Annotated in this window: 16 protein-coding genes; 7 read left to right on the top strand and 9 right to left on the bottom strand. The window is 70.5% G+C overall.

The annotated features are described in order from the left end of the window. Positions 1-217: 217 nt before the first annotated feature. A complete protein-coding gene (locus tag WMF46_RS14225) occupies positions 218-760 on the bottom strand; it encodes an SPW repeat domain-containing protein (protein WP_437986102.1) in 543 nt (180 codons plus the stop codon). Positions 761-937: 177 nt separating this feature from the next. Between WMF46_RS14225 and WMF46_RS14220 the strand changes: the two genes are divergently transcribed. From WMF46_RS14220 to tssI, 3 genes are all read left to right on the top strand, one after another. Then, positions 938-2,581: a ribonuclease J gene (locus WMF46_RS14220; protein WP_437986101.1), complete on the top strand. Its 1,644-nt coding sequence runs from the start codon at positions 938-940 to the stop codon at positions 2,579-2,581. A gap of 255 nt (positions 2,582-2,836) precedes the next feature. Further along, entirely contained in the window at positions 2,837-4,228 is a 1,392-nt protein-coding gene (locus tag WMF46_RS14215) for a sigma-70 family RNA polymerase sigma factor (RefSeq protein ID WP_437986100.1), read from the top strand. A gap of 147 nt (positions 4,229-4,375) precedes the next feature. After that, entirely contained in the window at positions 4,376-7,309 is a 2,934-nt protein-coding gene (gene tssI / locus WMF46_RS14210) for a type VI secretion system tip protein TssI/VgrG (protein ID WP_437986099.1), read from the top strand. Between the two features lie 19 nt (positions 7,310-7,328). Here tssI and WMF46_RS14205 read toward each other — a convergent pair whose 3' ends face one another. Then, on the bottom strand, positions 7,329-9,101 hold the full coding sequence (locus WMF46_RS14205) for a hypothetical protein (RefSeq protein ID WP_437986098.1): 1,773 nt from the start codon (positions 9,099-9,101) through the stop codon (positions 7,329-7,331). Between the two features lie 213 nt (positions 9,102-9,314). Here WMF46_RS14205 and WMF46_RS14200 point away from each other — a divergent pair, with 213 nt between their 5' ends. Next, positions 9,315-9,590 carry a pentapeptide repeat-containing protein gene (locus tag WMF46_RS14200; protein ID WP_437987894.1) on the top strand — a complete coding sequence of 92 codons (276 nt, stop codon included), beginning with the start codon at positions 9,315-9,317 and terminating at the stop codon, positions 9,588-9,590. On the opposite strand, the gene WMF46_RS14195 is transcribed toward WMF46_RS14200, so the two are convergent. From WMF46_RS14195 to WMF46_RS14180, 4 genes are all read right to left on the bottom strand, one after another. Continuing rightward, positions 9,532-10,527 carry an aldo/keto reductase gene (locus tag WMF46_RS14195; protein WP_437986097.1) on the bottom strand — a complete coding sequence of 332 codons (996 nt, stop codon included), beginning with the start codon at positions 10,525-10,527 and terminating at the stop codon, positions 9,532-9,534. The two genes, WMF46_RS14200 and WMF46_RS14195, sit on opposite strands and share 59 nt — an antisense overlap. Positions 10,528-10,623: 96 nt before the next feature. Beyond that, positions 10,624-11,382 carry an SDR family NAD(P)-dependent oxidoreductase gene (locus tag WMF46_RS14190; RefSeq protein ID WP_012235241.1) on the bottom strand — a complete coding sequence of 253 codons (759 nt, stop codon included), beginning with the start codon at positions 11,380-11,382 and terminating at the stop codon, positions 10,624-10,626. A 376-nt stretch (positions 11,383-11,758) separates the two neighbouring features. Then, a complete protein-coding gene (locus WMF46_RS14185; RefSeq protein ID WP_437986096.1) occupies positions 11,759-11,998 on the bottom strand; it encodes a hypothetical protein in 240 nt (79 codons plus the stop codon). Next, positions 11,995-13,236 carry a hypothetical protein gene (locus WMF46_RS14180; protein ID WP_437986095.1) on the bottom strand — a complete coding sequence of 414 codons (1,242 nt, stop codon included), beginning with the start codon at positions 13,234-13,236 and terminating at the stop codon, positions 11,995-11,997. The genes WMF46_RS14185 and WMF46_RS14180 overlap by 4 nt, the downstream gene beginning before the upstream one ends. Positions 13,237-13,403: 167 nt before the next feature. On the opposite strand from WMF46_RS14180, the gene WMF46_RS14175 reads away from it, so the two are divergent. Then, complete coding sequence (locus WMF46_RS14175) at positions 13,404-14,369, top strand: alpha/beta hydrolase (protein ID WP_437986094.1); 966 nt, start codon at positions 13,404-13,406, stop codon at positions 14,367-14,369. Here the strand turns inward: WMF46_RS14175 and WMF46_RS14170 are convergent. After that, on the bottom strand, positions 14,314-15,144 hold the full coding sequence (locus tag WMF46_RS14170; RefSeq protein WP_437986093.1) for a hypothetical protein: 831 nt from the start codon (positions 15,142-15,144) through the stop codon (positions 14,314-14,316). The genes WMF46_RS14175 and WMF46_RS14170 overlap by 56 nt on opposite strands. Positions 15,145-15,199: 55 nt before the next feature. After that, the gene (locus WMF46_RS14165) at positions 15,200-16,786 is read right to left on the bottom strand and encodes a hypothetical protein (RefSeq protein ID WP_437986092.1); all 1,587 of its coding nucleotides are present in this window, start codon (positions 16,784-16,786) and stop codon (positions 15,200-15,202) included. A gap of 28 nt (positions 16,787-16,814) precedes the next feature. Here WMF46_RS14165 and WMF46_RS14160 point away from each other — a divergent pair, with 28 nt between their 5' ends. After that, entirely contained in the window at positions 16,815-17,348 is a 534-nt protein-coding gene (locus WMF46_RS14160) for a hypothetical protein (protein ID WP_437986091.1), read from the top strand. 106 nt (positions 17,349-17,454) lie between these two features. Here the strand turns inward: WMF46_RS14160 and WMF46_RS14155 are convergent, their stop codons facing one another. Then, positions 17,455-18,306 carry an SDR family NAD(P)-dependent oxidoreductase gene (locus tag WMF46_RS14155; protein ID WP_437986090.1) on the bottom strand — a complete coding sequence of 284 codons (852 nt, stop codon included), beginning with the start codon at positions 18,304-18,306 and terminating at the stop codon, positions 17,455-17,457. A gap of 423 nt (positions 18,307-18,729) precedes the next feature. Here WMF46_RS14155 and WMF46_RS14150 point away from each other — a divergent pair, with 423 nt between their 5' ends. Further along, complete coding sequence (locus WMF46_RS14150; RefSeq protein WP_437986089.1) at positions 18,730-21,672, top strand: type VI secretion system Vgr family protein; 2,943 nt, start codon at positions 18,730-18,732, stop codon at positions 21,670-21,672. Positions 21,673-21,678 lie beyond the last annotated feature (6 nt).

Genomic DNA, 21,678 nt, shown 5'->3' with positions numbered 1-21,678 from the left:
TTCGATGGTTGCATGGGGAGAACGCCTGTGGCAAGTGCCTGGAGAACCTCTCAGGATCAGCGCTGCAGGTGTGTGATGTGCGCCCTGGCACGGACATCGCGAGTCGCATGGGAGGGGACCAGCGGCTCGCGTGGAGCCCTGGGGAGCGTTGGTGGGACCGAGGGTGGGGCGACTCGGCACATGGGAAGGTTCCGGCGCTGGCCGGCTGCGCGCGCGGCTACGCCCGCCGCGGCCGGCGCCCGGCGCCCCTCACCGCGCGATAGTCGGTGAGGAGCGACCCCAGGATCGTGGCCGCCCCCGTGGCGACGTGGATCACCGCGGCGAGCGGGTCGCGCTTCGCGTAGCCGAGCGCGAACGGCGCCGCGATCGCCGACACGCCGAAGGCATGATCGATGACCTCGTGAGCCTCGATCGGTATCCGCTTTGACAGGCTCAGCCGGTAGTCGGTGAGCAGGGAGACGAAAATGACCGACGCGCCGAGCGCGACGCCCGCGATCCTCGCGGCCTTCGTCCGCGCGGCGAGCCCGGCCAGAGCGACGATGAGCCCGTTCGAGTAATCGAGGGCGGAGTGCACGTCCTCGGGGACGATCCGCGCGAGGGGCGCGGCGCCGAGGAGCGGCCTCGAGGGGATCGTCGTCGTCCGCTGCGCCTCCCGCACGCTCGGGGCGAGCGAGGCGAGCTCCGCAGTCGGTACGTCGTCCGGCGGCAGGTAGGTCGTCGGCAGCTCGTATGCGCCCAGCGAAAGGTCGGATTGTGCCATGAGGTCCTCCCGCTCTGCGCAGAGGCAATCCACGGACCGGGGACAGGCCTCCTGCGCGGCGCGGGGCCCAGCTCTCTTGAGCTCGGCCCCCCCCGCGCCCCGCGCAGGTCGGTCCGCGCGCGCGGCGCGTCGCACGGAGGCCTCTGTTCGTGCGATCCGCGATGCTAGGCTGCGCCCATGGGAGTCCGGATTATTCCTCTCGGCGGCCTCGGCGAGGTCGGGATGAACGCGATGCTGATCGAGGAGGAAGGCCGCCGCGTGCTCGTCGACTGCGGCGTCATGTTCCCCAACGACCAGGTGCTCGGCGTCGAGGTCGCGATCCCCGACCTCAGCTACGTCCGCGAGGCGGGCGGGGTCGACGCGGTGCTGCTCACGCACGGCCACGAGGATCACATCGGCGGGCTGCCGTCGCTGCTGCGCGAGTTCCCCGTCCCCGTGTACGGGACGCGCTTCACGCTCCGGCTGGTGCGCGAGCGCCTCGCCGAGCACGGCATCGACGTGCCGCTCCGCGAGGTCGAGCCGCAACAGCACTTCGCGGCGGGCCCGTTCCGCGCCGAGCCCCTCCGCGTGACCCACTCCATCCCCGACGCGGTCGGCTACGCCATCGAGACGGGCGAGGGGATCCTCATCCACACGGGCGATTACAAGATCGATCTCACCCCCGTGGCCGGCGAGCGGCTCGATCTCGGCCGCTTCGCCGAGTACGGCCGCGCCGGCGTGGCGGCGCTCCTCTCGGACTCGACCAACTCGGAGCGCGACGGCTGGTCGGTCAGCGAGACCGCGGTGGCCGAGGGGTTCACCCGGCGGTTTCGCGAGGCGAAGGGGCGCATCCTCGTCGCGCTGTTCGCCTCCAACGTCCACCGGGTCCAGAGCGTCCTCGACCTCTCCGCCCAGCTCGGCCGCAAGGTGGTGCTCGCCGGGCGCAGCCTCGCGACCAACACGCGGATCGCCCAGGAAATCGGCATCCTGAGCGTCCCGCCCGGCGTGCTCGTCGACGACGCCACGGCGGCCTCGCTCCCGCCCGAGCGCCTCGTCGTGCTCGCTTCGGGCGCGCAGGGCGAGCCGAACAGCGCCCTCGCGCGCATGGCCATGGGCGACCACCACCGGCTGCGGGTCGATCCTGGGGACACGGTGATCTTCTCGTCCCGCGCGATCCCCGGCAACGAGATCGCCGTCAGCCAGCTCGCCAACCGCCTGGCGAAGCGCGGCGCGGTGGTGCTCGATCGCGGCCTCGATCCCATCCACGCGAGCGGCCACGCGCAGGCCGAGGAGCAGAAGGTCCTCCTCGACGCCGTCCGGCCGGAGCACTTCGTCCCCATCCACGGCGAGTACCGGATGCTGCTCGCCCACGCGCGCACGGCGCTCCGGATGGGCGTGCCGGCGTCGGGGGTCTTCGTCGTCGAGGACGGCGACTCGCTGATCCTCGAGAACGGCCGGATGCGCCTCGGCGAGACGGTGAAGAGCGGGCGGGTGTGGCTCGACGCGCGCGGCGGGCTCGACGTCTCCGAGCTGGTGCTCCGCGAGCGCGAGCAGATCTCGGATCAGGGGCTCGTGATGGTCCTCGTGGTGGCCGACCGCAAGACGGGCGAGATCTTGCGCGGCCCCGATCTCCTGGGGCGCGGGGTGGCGCACTTCGAGGAGGGCGGCCCGCTGTACGCCGCCGCGCTCGACAGCGCGCGCGACGCGCTCGCTGCGATGTCGCCCGCGGCGCGCACGCTGGCGCCGGCGCTGGAGGACGCGCTCAGCCGCGGCGTGCGGCGGGTGTTCCGGCGCGAGGCCTCGCGGCGCCCCGCCGTGCTCCCGCTGGCCGTGTTGCTGTGAGGTCCGGCGCCTCTCGGTCAGGCGGGCCAGACGGCCCGCGCGGCCCAGGCGCCTGGCCGCGCTGACAGGCGATCTGGAGTGAGCGCGGCTGTCGCCGGCGCTGGATCGTGCGGACCGGCGGAGCCCCTTTGTTCTGTCGCCGCATGACCGGAGTCGCTTCATGGTCCATCCTGGGGGGTTGCCCTCAGGCCGCGTGTCCCGGCGAGCGCCCGAGCCGATCACCGCGCGACGCGGCATCATGGTGGAGCAGGCGAGATGAACGAGAGTCCCACGAGCTCGCGCCTTCTGGGTGAGGCGGAGACGACGATCATGGAGGGAAGGGACGCTGTCGCCGAGACGCGGGCCGAGGAGCCGATCGGCGCCGACACCCGCCCTCCCCCGTCGTCGCGGCGGGGGGCGCCCGCCAGCCGGCGGGCCGCGCCGTCGGCGCGGCCGAGCGAGGACGTCGCCGCGGTCTATCTCCAGGAGATCTCGGCAAGCGCGCCGCTAAGCCGCGAGATCGAGGTCGAGCTCGGCCGTCGTATCGAGTCGGCGGAGCGCACGATGATCGAGGCCTGGGTCGCGTCGCCCGTCGCGCTGCGGGCGCTCGCGGCGCTGGCGGACGATGTGCGGGCGGGGCGGGTGGACATGAGCGATCTGCTGCTGAACGCCGACGGAGGCGACGCGCCGAGCGACGCGACGTCCGTGAGGATGGCGCGGCTGCTCGGGCTCGCGCGGTCCCTGGCGGAGGCCGGGCGGACGGAGGCGAGCGGGCAGCGAGCGCGCGCCGCGCTCTCGGCCGGGCTCTCCGACGTGCGCCTGGGCCCCCTGGTGGAGGAGCGGATCGAGCGCGCCCTGAGCGCGGCGATCCCCGCGGTCGACAGGCTCGGGCGCCAGGCGATCGAGGGGACGCTCTCGGCGATGCGCGCCGCCCGCCGGGAGGCGGCCGAGGCGAGGGCCGAGATGGTCCGCGCGAACCTGCGGCTCGTGGCGGCGGCAGCCCGGCAGCTCCGGCACCGGGGCGTGCCGCTGCTCGACCTCATCCAGGAGGGCAATCTCGGGCTGATCCGCGCGGCGGAGAAGTTCGATTACCGGCGCGGCTATCGGTTCAGCACGTATGCGATGTGGTGGATCAAGCAGGCGCTCTCTCGCGCGCTGCTCTATCAGGGCCAGGTCATCCGGGTGCCGGTCCACATCGCCGAGACCCGGCGCCGGGCGCTGCAGGCGCGGCGGGAGCTCGAGCAGGAGCACGCGCGCGAGGCGGCGCCCGAGGAGGTCGCCGAGCGGAGCGGGCTGTCGATGGAGAAGCTCCAGACGTTGCGGGAGATGGCGCTGCCGCCGGTGTACCTCGACGCTCCGGTGGGGGACGACGACGGCGCGCGCCAGGGTGACTTCTTCGCGAGCGAGGGCGCCGCGCCGGACGAGCTCCTGGTCCACCGCCGCCTGCACGCGCAGGTCTCTGCGCTGCTCGAGTCGCTGACGCCGCGCGAGCGCGACGTGCTGCGGCTCCGGTTCGGCCTCGACGGCGGGCAGCCGCACACGCTCGCCGAGATCGGGGGCATGTTCTCGGTGAGCCGGGAGCGCGTCCGGCAGATCGAGGAGAGCGCGCTGAGCAAGCTGCGCACGCTGTCGCGGAGGCAGGCGCTGGAGACGCCGCTCGGGGGTTGAGGGGCACGGCGCGGCGGCTGACCCGGGCAGCCGTCGCGCCGCGATGGGCGGACGCGGCGATGTCGCGGCGGCCCTCCGCCGCACGAGCCGCTTGCGCGACAGCGCACTTGCGGGCGAGTGTAGCGTCTCTTCACCCGAGGAACGCTCATGAAGGACATCCTCTCTGCCCGCCTGGAATCACCTGCTTTCTCTGCAGATGCCATCGAGCTCCACGAGCTCACCGGGCGCGAGGTCGTCTCGCAGCCCTTCGAGTTCCAGCTCCACGTCGTCTGCAAGACGCCCGAGGGCCTCGACGAGGAGGCGCTCCTCGCCGAGCCCGCCGCGCTCGTGTTCCTCCGCGGCGATCGCGAGGAGCGGCGCCTCTTCGGCGTGATCTCCGTCGTGCGCGACGCGCTCCACACCGAGACGCTGCACATGGCCTACACCCTCACCTTCGTCCCGCGCGCCTTCCGGATGACGCTCACCGAGACCTCGGAGATCTTCATGGATCTCACCGTCCCGGAGGTCATCAAGACCAAGCTCCAGCGCGCCGGACTCCAGGAGGGCGACGACTTCGAGCTCCGCCTGGTCTCGGACCATCCCCCGCGCGAGTATATCGTGCAGTACAAGGAGACGGACCTCCACTTCGTCTCCCGCCTCGCGGAGCACCTCGGCATCTCCTTCTTCTTCGAGCACCGCGACGGCCGCGACGTCATCGTCTTCTCCGACGCCAACAGCGGCTTTCAGCCCATCGCCGGCGGCGGGCGCGCCCACTTCTACCCGCGCGGCGATCGGCTCGGCGTCTACCGCCTCGAGGGCACGACACGCACCATCCCGAGCCGCTACGTCGTCAAGGACTACAACTACCGCACACCGCACGTACCCCTCATGGCGGCAGCGACGGTCTCGGCCGCGTCCGGCGGCGACATCGTCGAGTACGGCGCCCACTTCAAGACCCCCGACGAGGCCGAGCGCATCGCCGCGATCCGCGCCGAGGAGCTGCGCGCAGGCCGCAAGGTCTTCGACGGCGCCAGCGACGTCCAGGCCCTCGCCGCCGGCGCTCGCCTCACCCTCGAGGGGCACCCCCGCGGCGACGTCGAGCTCCTGCTCGTCGAGGTCCGCCACCGCCTCCAGCAGGCCACCCTCAACGCCGGCACCGGCAACGAGCGCGCTTATGCCAACGAGTTCAGGGCCATCCCCTTCTCCACCGCCTACCGCCCGCCGCGCCTCACCCCGAAACCCAGGGTCCACGGCGTCATCACCGGCGTCATCGACGCCGCTGCCAAGGGCCAGTACGCCGAGGTCGACGAGACCGGCCGCTACCGCGTCCGCTTCCTCTTCGACACCAGCGCCGCCGACGACGGCAAGGCCTCGCGCCTCATCCGCATGGCACAGCCCCACGCAGGCGCCGGATACGGCTTCCACTTCCCCCTGCGCAGCGGCGTCGAGGTCATCCTTACCTTCATCGACGGCGACCCCGACAGGCCCATCATCGCAGGCGCCGTCCCCAACCCCCACACGCCCAGCACCGTCGACGCAAAGAACGCCCGCAGGAACGTCATCCGTACCGGCGGCGGAAACGAGATCAACATCGACGACAACGAGGGCGAGGAGCGCATCAAGCTCTCGACCCCCTACGGCGGCGCCACCTTTCAGCTCGGCTCTCCGAACACCCCCGAGGCTGGCGCTGCGATCACCACGAAGGAGGCCTACACGGCCGTCGCCAACGCAGGCGTGAGCACGCTCACATCCGTAAGCACGGTGATGTCCGACGTCGCCTCCGTCCTGGCTTCCGGCAATATCGTCAATCACGCGGGAGCGGCGAGCGTCATGGAGGCGCTCAAGGGAGAGAAGGGGCAGAAGCTGCTGGACGGCGTGCTCGGCGTCGCCAAGAGCGTCGTGGACACCAACACGAAATGGCACGGCCTTCAGCACGCAAGGCTCGACGAAGAAGCCGTGAAAGCGCAGGCGCGTGTCGACGCCCTCGAACGCTCGGTGACTAGCAGGATGCAAACCATCGACTTCATGACGCGCCCCGAGGGTGACAACGCGAAGGGCGCGAGCCGGCCGACCACACGCCAGGAGTGGGATGCCAGCCATCCCGAGGACGTCCAGAGGATCGCAAAGGCGACGGAAGAGGCGAAGGCCGCAAAGGCCCTGGCCGACTCGTACAAGACGCTGAACGCGGAGAGCGATGACGCGGTCACCTGGCGAACCGCCGGGGATTGGATCGAGACAGCCAAGGCGGGCAGCGCGGCCAGGAAGGCCCGGCAAGACCTCATCAGCTCCACCACGAAGATCGCCCAACGGAGCATGGATCACACCAGCGTCGCGACCGCGAAAGGCATGGCGCTCCTGGCCAACGGCTTCGCCTCGGCGGGCCGGGTTCCCTCTCCTGTCCCCACGCCTGGAGCCCCGATCAACTTGAACTCCGCCGCGGTCACCTCCGCCATCACCGCGAACGTGAGCGCGTTCGTGTGCGGAAATGCCAATGCGACGATGTCGTCCACTGGGCATGCCATTGTCGCCGGCGGAGCGGTCGCCGTGCTCAAGTCCGGCGGCGCCGTCGAGATCGCAGGCAGGGGCAGCGCTCTGGTCACGTCCGATGCGTGCGTGGACCTGCTGTCGCTCGGTCTCATGAAGCTCAAGAGCAGCCTGGCGCTCACCATCGACAGCGGCAATGTCGTGGAGATAGAGTCCGGCACGAGGCTCGGCATGAAAGCCGGCGGCTCGTTCGAGATGCGGGCCACAGGTCCGCTCCTCGCCGAGTCGAGCGGGACAGTCGACATCAAGTCGAGCGGCGCGACGAACATCAAGTCCAGCGGCGCGATGAACCTCAAGAGCGCAGGCAAGGTCACGGTGGAAGGCAGCACCGCGCTTGTCAAGGGCGGCCAGTGGAGCCTGAACGCGGACACCGCCACGGTCACCGTCGGAAACCAAGACAGCCGTCTCGCGGTCACAGGGAGCCAGGCGCGCCTCATCAAGGGAGGCTCGATGTGCAGCGTGACCAGCGGCACCGTCGAGATGCTGGCCGGCTCGACGAAGGTCACGGTAGGGAAAGGCGCGGTGAAGGTCACCGCGCGCCGGATCGATCTCGGATGACGCGGCGCTGCGTGGCCGCTTACAAGCGACATTCTTTGACCACGGTGAGCGCGGCGATGAACAGGATCATGAAGATCCAAGAGTACTTGTACGGGCGCGCCTGCCTCTCGTTCTCCAGCCTGTCCATCTCCCTGGCGCTTCGCATCGCATCCTCGCGGATGGCCTCCACCTGCACATTGATCATCGCGAGGCCGTTCTCCAGCTGCTGATCCATGACCTCGCGCATGGCCGGGTTCTTCGGCCTGGGCTCCTTCTCGCTGGCGAAGAGGAGCTTGCACCTCGGGTCGAACTTCCAGGCGAGCCCCTCCTTACCGAACAGCCAGAACGACCCGTCTGGACATACAGCGATGCTCATGTCCGAGCGCGGCAGGGCGTCACGCTCCACGTGCAGAATCACGCTCTCGTTGCCCGTTGCGCCGACCCGCACGAGTCGATCGCCGCGGATGACATAAGCATTCCCGTCGCGATCGGCGCCTACCGCACCCCTCGGTCGATCCGCGGAGCCGCCACCGATCTCGACGCAGTATACCTTGCGCCCGCCTCGTTCGAAGCGAGCGAGCAGGTTCGCGTCGAGCAGGTAGAGAGAACCATCCGGACCGCAATGTATAGACGTGCTCGCCAAGGACGAAAGCGTCACCGGATGATCGGCGAGCGACGTCAAGCTCCAGTAGGAGTCCTCACCCGTGTCGCTCCGTGTGGCGCCGTCGGCCCACACGCGCATCGCCGCTCCGTCCGGCCCGATCCGCTGGAGCTTGCCATCCTTGTGGAGCAGCAGCGAGCCGTCATGATCGTAGCTCAGGCAGCCCTGCTCGATCAAACTCAGCTCGATGCTCGGCGCCACGGCGCCTGCGCTCTCGAGGGGCGCACCCGTCGCCGACGCGAGCCGGAGCGGTGGCGCACCTCCGGCGTCGATCACGAGGAGCGTGTCCTTCGCGCATCCCAAGAAGCGCACCTCATCCGGTCGATCGCGCTGGAGCCAACGGATGCCCAGCGAGGGGTCCATGGACCACAGGACCCTGTCGTTCTTGTGTTGCGTTCTGCCGGCTTGATCGAGGTACCAGCGCGACTGCGTGGCTGCGCAGTAGAGGTTCCCCTCCGCGTCGACGGCCGCCTCCGGCAGCCCTTCCCAGTCGAACAGCCCCGCGGCGACGGCCTGCGCGGCGGGGGTGCGCACGACGACGGACGGCGCGAAGCAGAGATACCAGTGCGCCACCACCCGCCTTCGTCCCCGGTACACGAACTCATCCGGGACGTGGACGCTCGCGCTGCAGAAGCGGCAGGCACACGCTCGGCTCACCCCGTCGAAGGCGACCGGCGAGCCGCACTGCGGGCACGGAAACGTCGCCGGCTCCGCCTGGGGCGCAGGGGCTCCTGCGAGCCGGTCCGGCTCCTCGCCGACCAGGTGGGTGATGTCAGGGAGCGCTCCGGCCAGCTCCGGCGGCACCCGCCGGACCCAGGTCTGCACCGCGCAGCGATCGCAACGGAGCATCGCTTGATCCACCACCGCCTGGATGCTCGATGCGGGGATCGCCTTCTCGCAGCCCTGGCACGCGGGCGCGCGCCGAATGTAGGCGGCCGACAGCTTGCCAGCCGCGCTGCGACGCACCTCGTTCGGGAGCAATCTTGGGCCGTTGTAGAGCGGATCACGGAGCAACGCTTGCCAGAGATCGACACCGAGCGCCGCCGGCCTCCCGCAGCTCGGGCAGCCCACCTCGCGAGCCAGCGTGTTGACCGGCATCGGCATCCTGCACGTCCCGCACTCCGTCTCGATCTTCACCGCGACGCTGATCATCCCTCGCCGCTCCTCTCCCCTCCCCCGCTCCCAGCCAACGCCCCCGGCACCCCCGGCGAGCTCACGCCCAGCCCGCACGCTACCTCAGCGACACAGGCCGCGCGATGGCCTAGCCTCGCCGCGACCATGTCCGCCGAGCGCAACGACGGCTCCGCCGCGACCGCAGCCTAGCTCCGGCAAAAGAGCCAGCGCGGCGAGCTCGCCGGCAGCCACATCGCGGACGCGGCCGCGCCCGGCATCGATCTCCGCGGCGCCGATCTCTCGCAGGCCCTCCGGCGCGACATCGATCTCCGCGGCGCGAACCTCTCCGGCGCCGTCTTCCGCAACGTGAACTTCTATGCCATCCAGAGGGGTTCTGGCGCGCCGCGCACCCCGACCGGGGGCGTCGGGACGGCCTCGGGCCTCCTGGCGGGAGCCCGCCAGCCCCCGCTCAGCGCGGCGAGTCCCCGCGGCGGTACTCCGCGGTCGCCTCATCGAGCCGGGCCTTGAGGGCTGGATCGAGCGCCAGCTCGGCCGCGGCGATCGTCGCGTCCAGCTGCTCCGGCCGGCTGGCGCCGATGATCGCCGACGTGATCGCCGGGTTGGCGAGCACCCACGCGACCGCGACGCTCGTCAGCGATAGCCCTGCTTCGGCGACGATGCCCTGCAGCTTCTCGACGGTCGCGAACGCGCGCTCGTTCCAGTAGCGCTGCTGGTAGTTGGACGCCGCCGTGCCGAGCGTGAAGCGGGTGCCCGTCGTCGGCTCGCCGCGGCGGTGCTTGCCCGTGAGGAGCCCGCCGGCGAGCGGGTTGTAGGGGATGACGCCGAGCCCCTCCTCCTGCGCGAGCGGCAGCAGCTCGCGCTCGATCTCCCGGAACAGGAGCGCATAACGCGGCTGCACGGACACGAACCGCGCGAGCCCGCGCACGTCGGCGCGGCCGAGCGCGCGCGCCAGGCGATATGCCAGGTAGTTGGATACGCCGATGTACCGCGCCTTGCCCGAGCGAACGACGATGTCGAGCGCCTCCAGCGTCTCGTCGATCGGGGTGTCGCGATCGTCGGAGTGGAGCTGATAGAGATCCACGTAATCGGTGCCGAGCCGGCGAAGGGACGCGTCGATCGCGTCCAGGATGTGCTTGCGGGAGGCGCCCTGATCCCACGGGTTCGGGCCGACCCGGCCGACGCACTTGGTGGCGAGGATGAAGCGGTCTCTCTTGCCCTTGAGCCAGCGGCCGACGATCTCCTCGGTGCGCCCGGCGGTCGGCAATCCGCCGCCGAGCGGATACACGTCGGCCGTGTCGAGGAAGTTGACGCCGGCCGCAGCGGCCTTGTCGAGGATGGCGCGGGAGGTCTCCTCGTCCGTCTGGAAACCGAACGTCATCGTGCCCAGGCACAGGCGAGAAACGGTGAGGCCGGTACGGCCGAGTCGGGTCGTCGGGATGCTCATGATTTTCCGTGGTGCTTTGGCTAGGTTGGCGTGAGGCGTCGAGCTGGCGCCCTCGTCTTCTGCTCCCGCGCGTGGCGCGGGCCCGTCGGTCAGGGCTCAATAATAGATCGGCCCGACGCTGCCGCCGCCGGCGACGACGGCATCGCCGTTGATCGCGACGCTCCTCGGCGAGGCGAGGAACGCGACGACCCACGCCACCTCGCGGGAGTCGACGATCCGGCCGATGCTCACCGACGCGGCGAGGTCCTTCTCGGGCTCGGGCCGGGTGCGCTCGGTGCGGGTCGCGCCGGGGTGCACGACCGTGACGTTGATCCCCTTCGGGCCCAGCTCGTCCGCGAGGTTCTTCGTGATCGCCGCCACGCCGACGTTGCGCAGGGTGGCGACCGGGCGGCCGGCCTTGCGCACGGCGAGCCCGCCGATGTTGATGATGCGGCCCCAGCCGTTCGCGATGAGGTGCGGGGCGACGGCGCGCGCGGTCCGCAGGTAGCCCACGACCTTGATGTTGATGTCCTCGATCACCTGCGCGTCGACGATCTGGTCGAGGCGCGTCGCGGTCGAGATCCCGCCCGGCACGGCCGCGTTGTTGACGAGGATATCCACGCCGCCCAGCGCGGCGACGGCGCGCTCGACGAGCGCGTTGACCGAGGTCTCGTTGCCGGTGTCGACAACCAGCGGGACGACGCGGCGGCCCGTCTCCGCCGAGAGCTCCGCGGCGGTCGCCTCCAGCTTGTCCTTGCCGCGCGCGGCGATCACGACGTCGGCGCCTTCCCGCGCCAGCTCCCGCGCGATCGCCTTGCCGATACCGCGGCTGCCGCCGGTGACGATGGCCCGCTTGCCGGTGAGTTCGAGATCCACGATCAGCTCCTTCCATCGGCAGACATGAGGTCGAGTGTCTTCTCGCGCCGAGGGAGCCGCGCCTGAGCACGTTTCATTCCACCCTGCGCTTGCCCCGTGTTCGCAGAGGGGATGGCGCTCGCCGGCGTCCGCGTCGCCCTGCCCGCGCCCGCGGGGCGCTGCTGGCGGCGCCGCGCGCGCCGGCACGCCGGCACGCCGGGCGGCGTGTCTGCTTCGCAGGCAGCAGCCTGCTGGCGACGTGCTGCGGGCGGAGCAGGTCGCCCATCGCCGAGGCGCGCGGAGCGAGCGCCTCGCGCGCGAGGGCGCCCTGCAGAGCCCGCCGAGGCGGCGCAGGCGGCCGCTCAGCGCGGCGGCGAGCCGCCCGAGAGGGCGCGGGTCACCGCGACCGGAGCTGGTCGACCACCGCGAGCACGCCCGCCGCGATCGCGAGGATCGGCGCGAAGATCACGCCGCCGAACCACGCCAGCGCGTAGGCGACGCCGAGCAACGGATCGCCCCCGCCGGCGGGCGGGGGCGTGCCGCTCAGCACCGACACGTGCTCGCGCAGGCCGAGCATGTGGCAGGCAGCGAAGGCCGCGATGAGCATCGCGGCGCCGAGGGCCAGCTGTCGGCTCACGGGGCACCTCCCGCGCCGGCGATCCGTTCCCAGAGCGGGCCGAAGCTCAGCGCGTAGAGCAGCACCGCGTCGCCGACCTGGTTGCTTGCGGCGTACCGCAGCCGGTCGCCCTCGCGGATCGGGAACGCGGCGAGGTCGAGCGACGTGAGCAGCCCCCCGAGGTACGGCGCGTCGCCGAAGGCCGCGGCGCCGAGCAGCGCGAGGCCGCTCGATCCGGCGCTCGCCCCGACGAGCGGCACGATCGGGCCCGAGTCCACGTCCTCCGGGCCGGCCCACGAACGGGGCCACTCGCGCGCCCAGCCGAAGCCGAGGAGCTCCGCCCCGAGCTCGCGGCGCGCCCGCGCGTACTGATCGCGCGCGAAATCAGGGTCGATCAGGAGCAGCCCGTGCGCGACCAGCCAGAGGGACGACCCCTCCGGGCCGTCCAGGATCCTGCCGTCGTGGGTGTAGCTCGACACGAGCAGCCCCGTCTTCGGGTCCAGGAGCCGGGCGCGCGCCCCCGCGAGCCAGCGGCGGCCGAGATCGAGGCCGCGGCGCTCGCCGTGCAGCGCGTCGGCCATGCGCATCGCGGAGAGGGCGAGCGTGTTGCAGAAGGTCCAGCACTCGTCGGGGTAGCTCTCGGCCGACAGCATGGGGCTCCGTTCCATCCGGGACCGCATCTCGGCGACGCGCGCGTCGAGCTCGGCCTCGTGATCGGCGCGTCGCGCGACCAGGGCGCGCGCGCCCAGCATGAGCGCGATCTCGCCGTCCACGAAGAGGCTGCGCGCAGGCTGCTGCACGAACGGCCGCCGCGTGGCGTACGGCATCATGAAGTGCAGCATCCCCCGCTCGCGCTCGATGGCGAGGGTCTCGTCGACGATCCGGTCGATGACGGCGAGGTGGCGCGCCTGGGCGACCGGATCCCGCAGCGCGGCGTTGGCCAGGCCGAGGACGAGGAAGGTCCGTCCCATGAAGTCCCACTCGGCGTTCGCGGCCCGCATCCGCGCGAGCGCCGCGCCCTGCGCGGCGCTGTCCTTCTCCCAGAGCGAGAGCTGATGCGCGAGCAGCGCCTGGCCACGCGGCGAGAGCGCGCCCGAGGCGCGGTGCTCGCCCGGCTCGCTCCGGAAGAAGAGGTGGAGGCACGGAAGCCATACGGCCGTGGCGACCAGCAGCGACAGCGCGGCGGCGCCGAGCCGGCGCAGGCGGGCTGCCGCCGCAGGGCGAACCACGACGCCGGCGGTGGAGGAGAGGTCGGTCATGAGACGAAGCGTGGCGCGGCGCCGTGGCCGGGCTGCGCGCGAGATGTGGCGGATCGGAGGAGGCTCCGGGGATTTTCTCGCCGGATGGCCGATTTCGCATACGGCGGTGGTGGCTGGCCTTCAACCTGAAGGCGGGATGGCGGGAAGAATGATCCGTGTCCTTTCCGTTGAGCTGGTACAAGAACGAAATGGTGGCGCACTCCTTCTCTCCGGAGCCGCAGAGTCTGGCGCTCTCCGATGGCCGAACGCTTGCTTACGCCTCCTTTGGAGCCGACCCGCACGCCACCGCCACCACCACCACCGCGGCCCCTGTCACGGTCTTCTACTTTCACGGCTTTCCGGCCTCCCGCCTGGAGGGAGCGCTCTGGCACGCCGCCGCCCGTCGCTCGAACGTTCAACTGATCGCTGCCGACCGCCCCGGCGTGGGCCTGTCCACGTTCCAGCCCGCCCGCACCCTCCTCGACTGGCCGAGCGACGTGCTCGCCCTTGCAGACCACCTCCATGTCGAGCGCTTCGGCGTGCTCGGTGCATCCGGCGGTGCACCCTATGTGCTCGCTTGCGCGAAATCGCTCCCAGAAGCGCGATTGCGCGCGGCTGCCGTCGTGTCCGGGCTCTACCCCGTGGCGCTCGGAACGGGAGGTATGCTCTGGGAAGGGCGGATGCTGCTCTGGGTCGCGTCGCGGATGGCCCCGGCGGTCGCGTTGCTCCTGGATGCGAGCCTGGGCAAAGCCGCACGAAACTCGGCGAAGCCGAACGTCTTTGACGAGATCGTCATGCGGGACATGCGCAAGAGGCCCGGGGTGGACAGGAAATGTGTCGAAGACGATGAAGGCTTCCGCAGGAGGTTCCTGGACTCCGCGCGAGAGAGCTTTCACATGGGGAGTCAGGGTGTGGCGTGGGACGCGAAGCTCCTCGGGGCTCCGTGGGGCTTTGGGCTCGAGGAGATCGAGAACATGAAGCTCACGCTCTGGCACGGAGGCCTGGATCAGAACAGTCCGATCGGGATGGCGAGGCGAGCGGCGAAGATCCTGAGGGGCGCTCGCTTCCGGGAATTCGAAGCAGAGGGGCACGTGAGCCTCATCGTGAATCAGATGGAGGAGATTCTGACGAGCCTGGCTGCGGACGCCCGATAGGGCCGGATGGATCCACGGGGGCGCCCCGGAGGAAGAGCCGCCGCATGACGGCGCGGGTCATGGCGAGGAGGTTATCGCTGGTGAAGCGGAACCAGAAGCCGGCGTAGCAGCCGTTCGTGCGGAAGCCGGGGTTGGCCGCGGCGTAGCGCCGCGCGGCCGGGCGCTCGAAGTAGCGCGGCGGATACCGGCTCACCGTCTCCTCGGTCATGAAGATGTTGACGCGGACGAGGCCGGTCTCGTCGTCGACGTGGTAGTTGCTCTCCCTGGCGAGCCTGAAGAACGCCTCCCGCACCGCCTCGTCCTCCGCGTCGCCCCGGCGCTTCGGATCGAAGAGCTCGTAGCGCGCGAGCGCCTCGGTGATGGAGACGAACCCGAAGAGGCTGGCGATCGAGAGCCGGTAGAGGCGGGTCCGCGGCGCGCGGCGCTTCGTCTCGAGCAGGAACACGAGGCCCGAGGCGAGGTGCAGCCCGCGGGTCCGGAAGTCGGGCGAGATCCTGAGCTTCCCGCCGACGATGGCCCGGCTGCGGGGCAAGGCGAGCGGCGCGGTCTTCCAGAACTGGAAGCCCACGATCGCTCCCGTGTCGGCGCGGCGGAAGACGTGCACGACATCGTTGGTCCTCGCGTGGACGCAGAAGTGCCCGAAATCCTCGGCCATGAGCGCGTTCGAGAGCGCGTGGAGCTCGCGGAGGCGCGGCTCGGTGAAGTCGCGCCGCTCGACGGTCTCGAGGCGGACGGCTGGGCGCAGCGGGGAAAGTCGTAGAAGGAGGTTCAACATGGAGGGCTCCGAAGGCTCCGGGACGACCCGACTCCGCGGCGGATGAACGCCGCTCTCAGGGAGCGCGCCCCTCGGCGCGGTAACCCATGTACTTCAGGAAGCCGCGCGTCCCCTGGGTCCAGTTCTTCGGCCGGCCGGCGTAGAGGTGCTCGATGCCGTGGCGGGCCATGCGGTCGCCGAAGTCGAGCCATGACGTATCGCCCGAGACCAGGTAAGCGGCGCCGAAGACGTGGGAGATGAGCAGGTTGAGCGTCGCCCACGCGCTGCTCTGGTACGCCACGTCCTTGCAGCCCCAGAGGTACTGGAAGGCGACGCCGTCGCGGTTGATCGCGTGGTCGCGGTACCACACTGCGGCCCTGACCACGATCTCGGGGATACGCGGGTCGCGGAGGAGCAGCCATGCGTCCATCAGGCCGTCGACGAGCAGCGAGGTCATGAACGGCGAGCCCCCGTGAGGGCCGTCCCCGCACTCGCCGGGATCTGGAGCATGGATGTCGTGCTCGAAGGCGCCGCTCCGGCTCGCGCGCTGCCAGTCGAGCGCCGTGCCGATCAGCGCGACGAGCGCCTCGCGCACGTCGGGGCGCGGCTCGGCGGCGTAGTAGCTGGTGAGGCCCATCAGCGTCCACGCGAGGTTGCGCTCCGTGGCCCGGATGGGGGGTGTGTCCCCCGCCATCAGGGCGGGCAGGTTCCGCAGGTACGCCTCGCCCAGCCCGCGGAGCGCGCGGAGCGCCGCTGGATCGCCCGTGAGCAGGTAGTCGTCGAGCATCCCCTGGCCGAGCATGTTGCGCAGGTGCTGCCAGGCCATCGGCGTCGCCGGGTCCCATCGATCGGCGCACGCGTAGAGGGCGACCTCGCCGCCCGCGAACCAGCGGAGCTCGTTCCCGCGGTACCAGGTCGACTCCTCGCGCGCGCGCCGGTACGCGCCGGCGGTGCCGTGGTGGATGAAGCGCTGGAACAGCGCGTGCGGCGCGTCGTAATAGGTGCGCTCCAGGGCCGTCGCGCCGCAGCCGATGCCATAGGCCTGCCAGGCGGGCGTCATCTCGGCGAGGTAGCGCTCGGTCTTTTCTTCCCAGACCTTGAACGCCGTGTTCTCGGTCGCGGGCAGCTGGTAGCCGATCACGCGGCTCCGGGCGTACCAGGACGGCGGCAGCCGGGCGACCGCGGGGCCGTCCGGGGTGGGCGCGAGCGCGCCGCGCTCCTCGCGGCCCTGCGCGCCGTACTCCAGCGTGAAGGTCGCCGACGCGCGCTCGTCCAGCGAGGCGCGCCACGCCACCAGCACGGCGCGCTGCGAGCCGTCCGCCGGCCAGGTCGCGAGCGAGACGGCGCGGCGGCTCACCTCGGCCCCGGCGGCGTCGAAGACGCGGAGATGTGCGGCGTCGAGGAGCGCGCCGGGCGGGAACGGCACGCCGAGCGAGACGGTGCCGCCGCGCAGCGCGCCGCGGTCGGCCGTGACCGTCACAGGCACGTGGCCTCGCTGCGCGGCGGGCTTGCTCCCGGAGATCGCCGCGCGGTCCTGCCCGCGAGGGTTGCTGGTCGGGCTCGCGGGGCACCCCGCGAGGAGAAGGACGGGCAGGCCGCGCAGGAGGAGCGCCAGCGCGAAGGGACCGTGGCGCGTTCGCTTGCGGTCGTGTGGGATCGACATCGGCCGGGCGTCGCCTACGATAGCCGGGATGCCGCGAGAGCGTACGGAATTCGCTTTTCTCTGGTCCTTGGCCAGGCTCGCGGTCGTCGGTCTCGTGGGCTGCGCCCCGACCCCGCCCCCCGCGGCGCCGCGCGTGGATTCGCCGGGGATCAGCGCGGCAGAGCGACTTCCCTTCCAGGCGCGGCCCGGCGAGTTCTTCTGCCGGCTCCACCACGGTGAGCGCGAGGAGCCGCGGCTCCCGTGCCGGATCACGGATCCGGGCGACGGCGGGCGGCGGCTCGCGAGCCTCGAGGAGCCGCGGCGCATCGAGGGGGCGCTGACCCCGATCGATCACCGTAGCTTCCGGTTCGAGGGCGCGTTCGCCCCGGAGCCGGGCGCCGCGGCCGAGGCCGTAACGGCCACGTTCGAGGCCGTGGATTACCACCTGTACCGCGGGGCGATACGCGCGGCGGGCAGCGAGACCTGGGTGACGCTCGAGTACCTGCCCACGCCGCAGGACCTCGCGGGCCAAGGAGCGGCAGCGAGGCCCGGCGGACGGCCGCGGACCGCAGGGCAGCGCTAACGCGCTCGCCTCACCGGCGACGCCAATAACGATTGGTTGCAATGGCAGCGAGAGTTTTCTCTTGGATCAGCGCCAGCCCTGGAGCGGCTGGACATCGCCTTACGCCTTATGCCCCGTACAGGGCGTGAAGCGCCCGCGTGGCCTCGTCCGCGGCGACGTTCACCGGGTCGACCAGCGCCGCGTCCGCGCCGAACGTCGTGCGCAGCGGCCGTTGCCCGTGCGGCATCTCCAGAAGCCTCAGCAGCACGTCCGCGAGCTCTTCCGGGGGCGGTCCCTTCATGGTCCTGACCATCTCGAGAGTGGCGCGCGCCACGCCCCCGAGCGCCCCGTACTCGGCGGCGCGCGCCGTGTCGTCGTCCAGCCACATGTTGTCGAAGATCTTCGTCTGGACCATTCCCGGCTCCAGGATCACGACGTCGATCCCGAAGGACACGAGCTCGCGCTTGTAGCCCTCGGCCATCATCTCCATCGCGGCCTTGGCCGCGCAGTAGAGCACCGTGGTCGGTAGGACGACGCGCCCGGCGACGCTGGACGTGAAGGCGAGCACCCCGGTTTTTCGCCGGCGCATGTGCGGCAGCACGGCGCGACAGACGCGCTGCGTCCCGAAGACGTGCGTCTCGAAGAGCCGCCGCAGCTGTTCGACGCTGCTGCACTCGGCCAGCCCCATCACACAGCCGCCCGCGTTGTTCAGGAGCACATCGATCTTCCCCGTCTTCTCCACCACCGTCGCGACCGCCGCGGCCACGGAGGCGTCGTCCGTCACGTCGAGCGCGACCGCCTCGATGGGGATCCCCGCGGTCGCCAGGCCGGCCACCTCGTCGCGCGCCGCTCGGTTCCTGCCGTTGGGATCGCGCATGCCCGCGAAGGCCACATACCCGTTCCTCGCGAGCGTCTCCGCCACGCTCCGGCCGATCCCCGTGCTCGCGCCCGTCACCAGCGCCACCCGCTTCGCCGTCATCGGTCCTTCCCTCCTCGGGCGCCGAGGCCTCACCCGGCGCTCGTTGCCCCGTCGACGGTGATACACGACCCGGAGAAAATTGGAATTCTGGATGGATGTGTACAGTACCATCCAGCCAGGATTCAAATTCAAACCGGAGGCGTCGGCGGTCGCCGCCGACACGCCCTACGCCACAGCGAACCCGGCGCAGAGCAGGTCCTATGGCCGGGACGACGAGTCGAGCGGGTCCGGCAGATCGAGAACAACGCATTGAGCAAGCTCCGGATGCTGTCGCGGCGGCAGGCACGCGAGGTGCCGCTGGAGGGCTGAGAGGCTGCCGCGAGCTGTGTCGCGCGGCGACGCGGCGGTGCTCCGCTGCACGAACAGCTTGAAAGAGAGCTTGCCGACGGGCGATGGTAGCGTCTCTTCACCCGAAGGACGCTCATGAAGGACATCCTCTCTGCTCGCCTGGAATCGCGTGCTTTCTCGGCCGACGCGGTCGAGCTCCACGACCTCACCGGGCGCGAGGTCATCTCGCAGCCGTTCGAGTTCCAGCTCCACATCGTGTGCAAGAGCCCCGAGGGGCTCGACGAGGAGGCGCTCCTCGCCGAGCCCGCCGCGCTCGTGTTCCTCAGGGACGACCGCGAGGAGCGGCGGCTCTTCGGCGTCATCTCCGTCGTGCGCGACGCGCTCCATACCGAGACGCTGCACATGGCGTACACGCTCACCTTCGTGCCCCGCGCCTTCCGGCTGACGCTCACGGAGACGTCGGAGATCTTCATGGATCTCTCGGTCCCGGAGATCCTCAAGAAGAAGCTCGAGCGGGCCGGTCTCCACGAGGGCGACGACTTCGAGCTCCGCCTGGTCTCGACGTACCCGCCGCGCGAGTACGTCGTGCAGTACAAGGAGACCGACCTCCAGTTCGTCTCGCGCCTCGCCGAGCACCTCGGCATCTCGTTCTTCTTCGAGCACCGCGACGGCCGCGACGTCGTGGTCTTCTCCGACACGAACAGCGGTTTTCAGCCCGTCGCCGGCGACGGGCGCGCGCACTTCTACCCGCGCGGCGATCGCATCGGCGTCCACCGCCTGGAGGGCACGACGCGCACCGTCCCGAGCCGGTACGTTGTGAAGGACTACAATTACCGGACGCCGCACGTGCCCCTCATGGCGGCCGCGACCGTCTCGGAGGCGTCCGGCGGCGACATCGTCGAGTACGGCGCTCATTTCAAGACCCCCGACGAGGGCGAGCGCATCGCGGTCCTCCGCGCGGAGGAGCTGCGCGCCGGCCGCAGGGTGTTCGAGGGAGCCAGCGACGTGCAGGCCCTCGGCGCCGGGGCGAAGGTCACGCTCGAGGGGCACCCGCGCGGCGACATCGAGCTGCTCCTCGTCGAGGTGCGCCACCGGCTACAGCAGGCGACGCTCAACGCCGGGACGGGCGAGGAGCGCGCTTACGAGAACGAGTTCAAGGCCATCCCCTTCTCGACGACGTACCGCCCGCCGCGCGTCACCCCGAAGCCCAAGGTGCACGGCGTGATCACGGGCGTCATCGACGCCGCGGAGAAGTGCCAGTACGCCGAGGTCGACGAGAGCGGCCGCTACCGCGTGCGCTTCCTGTTCGACACCAGCAGCGCCGAGGACGGCAAGGCATCGAGGCTCATCCGCATGGCCCAGCCCCATACCGGAGCGGGCTACGGGTTCCACTTCCCGCTTCGCAGCGGTGTGGAGGTGATCCTCACCTTCATCGATGGCGATCCAGACCGGCCCATCATCGCAGGCGCCGTGCCGAACCCCCGCACACCGAGCACCGTCGACGCAAAGAACGGGCGCAGGAACGTCATCCGGACCGGCGGCGGCAACGAGATCAACATCGATGACAACGAGGGCGAGGAGCGGATCAAGCTCTCGACGCCGTACGGCGGCGCGACCTTCCAGCTCGGATCTCCGAACACGCCGGAGTCCGGCGCGGCGCTCACCACGAAGGAGGCGATCACGGCGCTCGGCGCTGCCGGCGTCAGCACATTGACGTCGGTCGCCACGACCCTCACGGACATCGCGTCCGTCGTGGCCTCCTCGAGCATCACACAGTACGCGACCGCCGCGCAAGCGTTCTCAAAGGCGCTGACCGATGACAAGCATCATAAGATCGTGGACGACATCCTCGGCGTCGCGAAGACCGCGCTCGATATACCGAAGAAATGGGACGCGATGCAGCAGGCGAAGGCGAACGAGGAGGTCGTCATCGCGGAGGAGCACATGAAGAGGGTGCTCGCGGCGGCCCAGGCGAAGGCTCCTTACCCGGAGAACAACCCGCCGCCGAAGAAGGATCATTACGGGTTGCTCAGGGCCATGACGAAGGAAGAATGGGAGAAGGAGGCCCCCGAGTACGAGGCAGCGGTCGCAGCCGCCAAACAACACGCTGACGCGAAGAAGAGAGCCGAGGACCTGGCGAAGAAGATCGCCGAAGAAGAACAGACGCGACGAAAAGCCGGGATCGTGCATGACATCGTATCGGGGACCAGCGGGGCCGCGAAGGCGCTCCGCGAGGGCAAGAAGGCCGGAGTCGAACTGCTGAGCGACGCCGCGAAGAAGGCCGGGAAGGCGATGGAGGTCGCGCAAGTCGGAATTGCGAACAGCATGATCGGCGCGGCCAACGGGATCGCCGCGGTCCCTCGCGTCTCGGCGGTCATACCTGGCATGGGCGCCCCCTTCTTCCTCGGTGGCGGGGACAACTCAGCGGTGCTGATGGGTAAGGTCGACGCGTTCGTCGGCGGCGCCGCGTCCGCTGCGCTCTCCTCCGCTGGCAACGCCATCGTCTCTGGTGGCGCGATCGCCATGCTGAAATCTTTGGGCAAAGTCTCCGTTGCAGGCGCCGCCGCGGCGCTCATCACTGGGAAGAAGGTCGACATCCTCGCCCTCGACAGTTATGTATCCAAAACAGTGGGCACTTCCAAGACGCACAGCGGAGGTGCCATGCGAATTACGACAGCCTCCTCGCTCACCATAAGCTCAGTGGGCGGCGCTCAACTCAAGTCGAAGGCCACTCTCGACATACAAGCGACCGGAAACACGAGCATAAAAACAGCGGGAGACCTCCAGGAAAAGGGAGCCAACATCCATCTCGCTGCCGCCGGCGACGCAAAGGTCCACGGGGGGAAATTCGCGGAAGTCATGGGCGGCGGGTGGGGAATGAGCGCAAAGCCCGGCAACGTCATGGTCGGCTCAAGGACCGACGGCCTGTCAGTCAAGGGCGGGACAGTGTCGGTAAAAAACGGAGGTTCCCAGTGTATCCTGGGAGCCAGCGCAGCCAAGCTGGTAAAAGGCGGGACCAGCGTCGCGTGCTCTTCTTCCAAGGTAACTATCCGTGGCGGCCGGATCGACCTCGGCTAGCAGACG

This window comes from Sorangium sp. So ce117, from assembly GCF_051524395.1.
In the GTDB taxonomy this organism is placed as follows: Bacteria; Myxococcota_A; Polyangia; order Polyangiales; family Polyangiaceae; genus Sorangium; species Sorangium cellulosum_B.
This window is presented reverse-complemented; position numbering and strand designations above follow the sequence as displayed.

Bases quoted from the DNA above. Each gene is read 5' to 3' on its own strand.
- WMF46_RS14225 (WP_437986102.1), bottom strand. From the start codon at position 760: ATGGCACAATCCGACCTTTCGCTGGGCGCATACGAGCTGCCGACGACC.
- WMF46_RS14195 (WP_437986097.1), bottom strand. From the start codon at position 10,527: ATGAGCATCCCGACGACCCGACTCGGCCGTACCGGCCTCACCGTTTCT.
- WMF46_RS14170 (WP_437986093.1), bottom strand. From the start codon at position 15,144: ATGTTGAACCTCCTTCTACGACTTTCCCCGCTGCGCCCAGCCGTCCGC.
- WMF46_RS14220 (WP_437986101.1), top strand. From the start codon at position 938: ATGGGAGTCCGGATTATTCCTCTCGGCGGCCTCGGCGAGGTCGGGATG.
- WMF46_RS14165 (WP_437986092.1), bottom strand. From the start codon at position 16,786: ATGTCGATCCCACACGACCGCAAGCGAACGCGCCACGGTCCCTTCGCG.
- WMF46_RS14160 (WP_437986091.1), top strand. From the start codon at position 16,815: ATGCCGCGAGAGCGTACGGAATTCGCTTTTCTCTGGTCCTTGGCCAGG.
- WMF46_RS14150 (WP_437986089.1), top strand. From the start codon at position 18,730: ATGAAGGACATCCTCTCTGCTCGCCTGGAATCGCGTGCTTTCTCGGCC.
- WMF46_RS14205 (WP_437986098.1), bottom strand. From the start codon at position 9,101: ATGATCAGCGTCGCGGTGAAGATCGAGACGGAGTGCGGGACGTGCAGG.
- WMF46_RS14215 (WP_437986100.1), top strand. From the start codon at position 2,837: ATGAACGAGAGTCCCACGAGCTCGCGCCTTCTGGGTGAGGCGGAGACG.
- WMF46_RS14180 (WP_437986095.1), bottom strand. From the start codon at position 13,236: ATGACCGACCTCTCCTCCACCGCCGGCGTCGTGGTTCGCCCTGCGGCG.
- WMF46_RS14155 (WP_437986090.1), bottom strand. From the start codon at position 18,306: ATGACGGCGAAGCGGGTGGCGCTGGTGACGGGCGCGAGCACGGGGATC.
- tssI (WP_437986099.1), top strand. From the start codon at position 4,376: ATGAAGGACATCCTCTCTGCCCGCCTGGAATCACCTGCTTTCTCTGCA.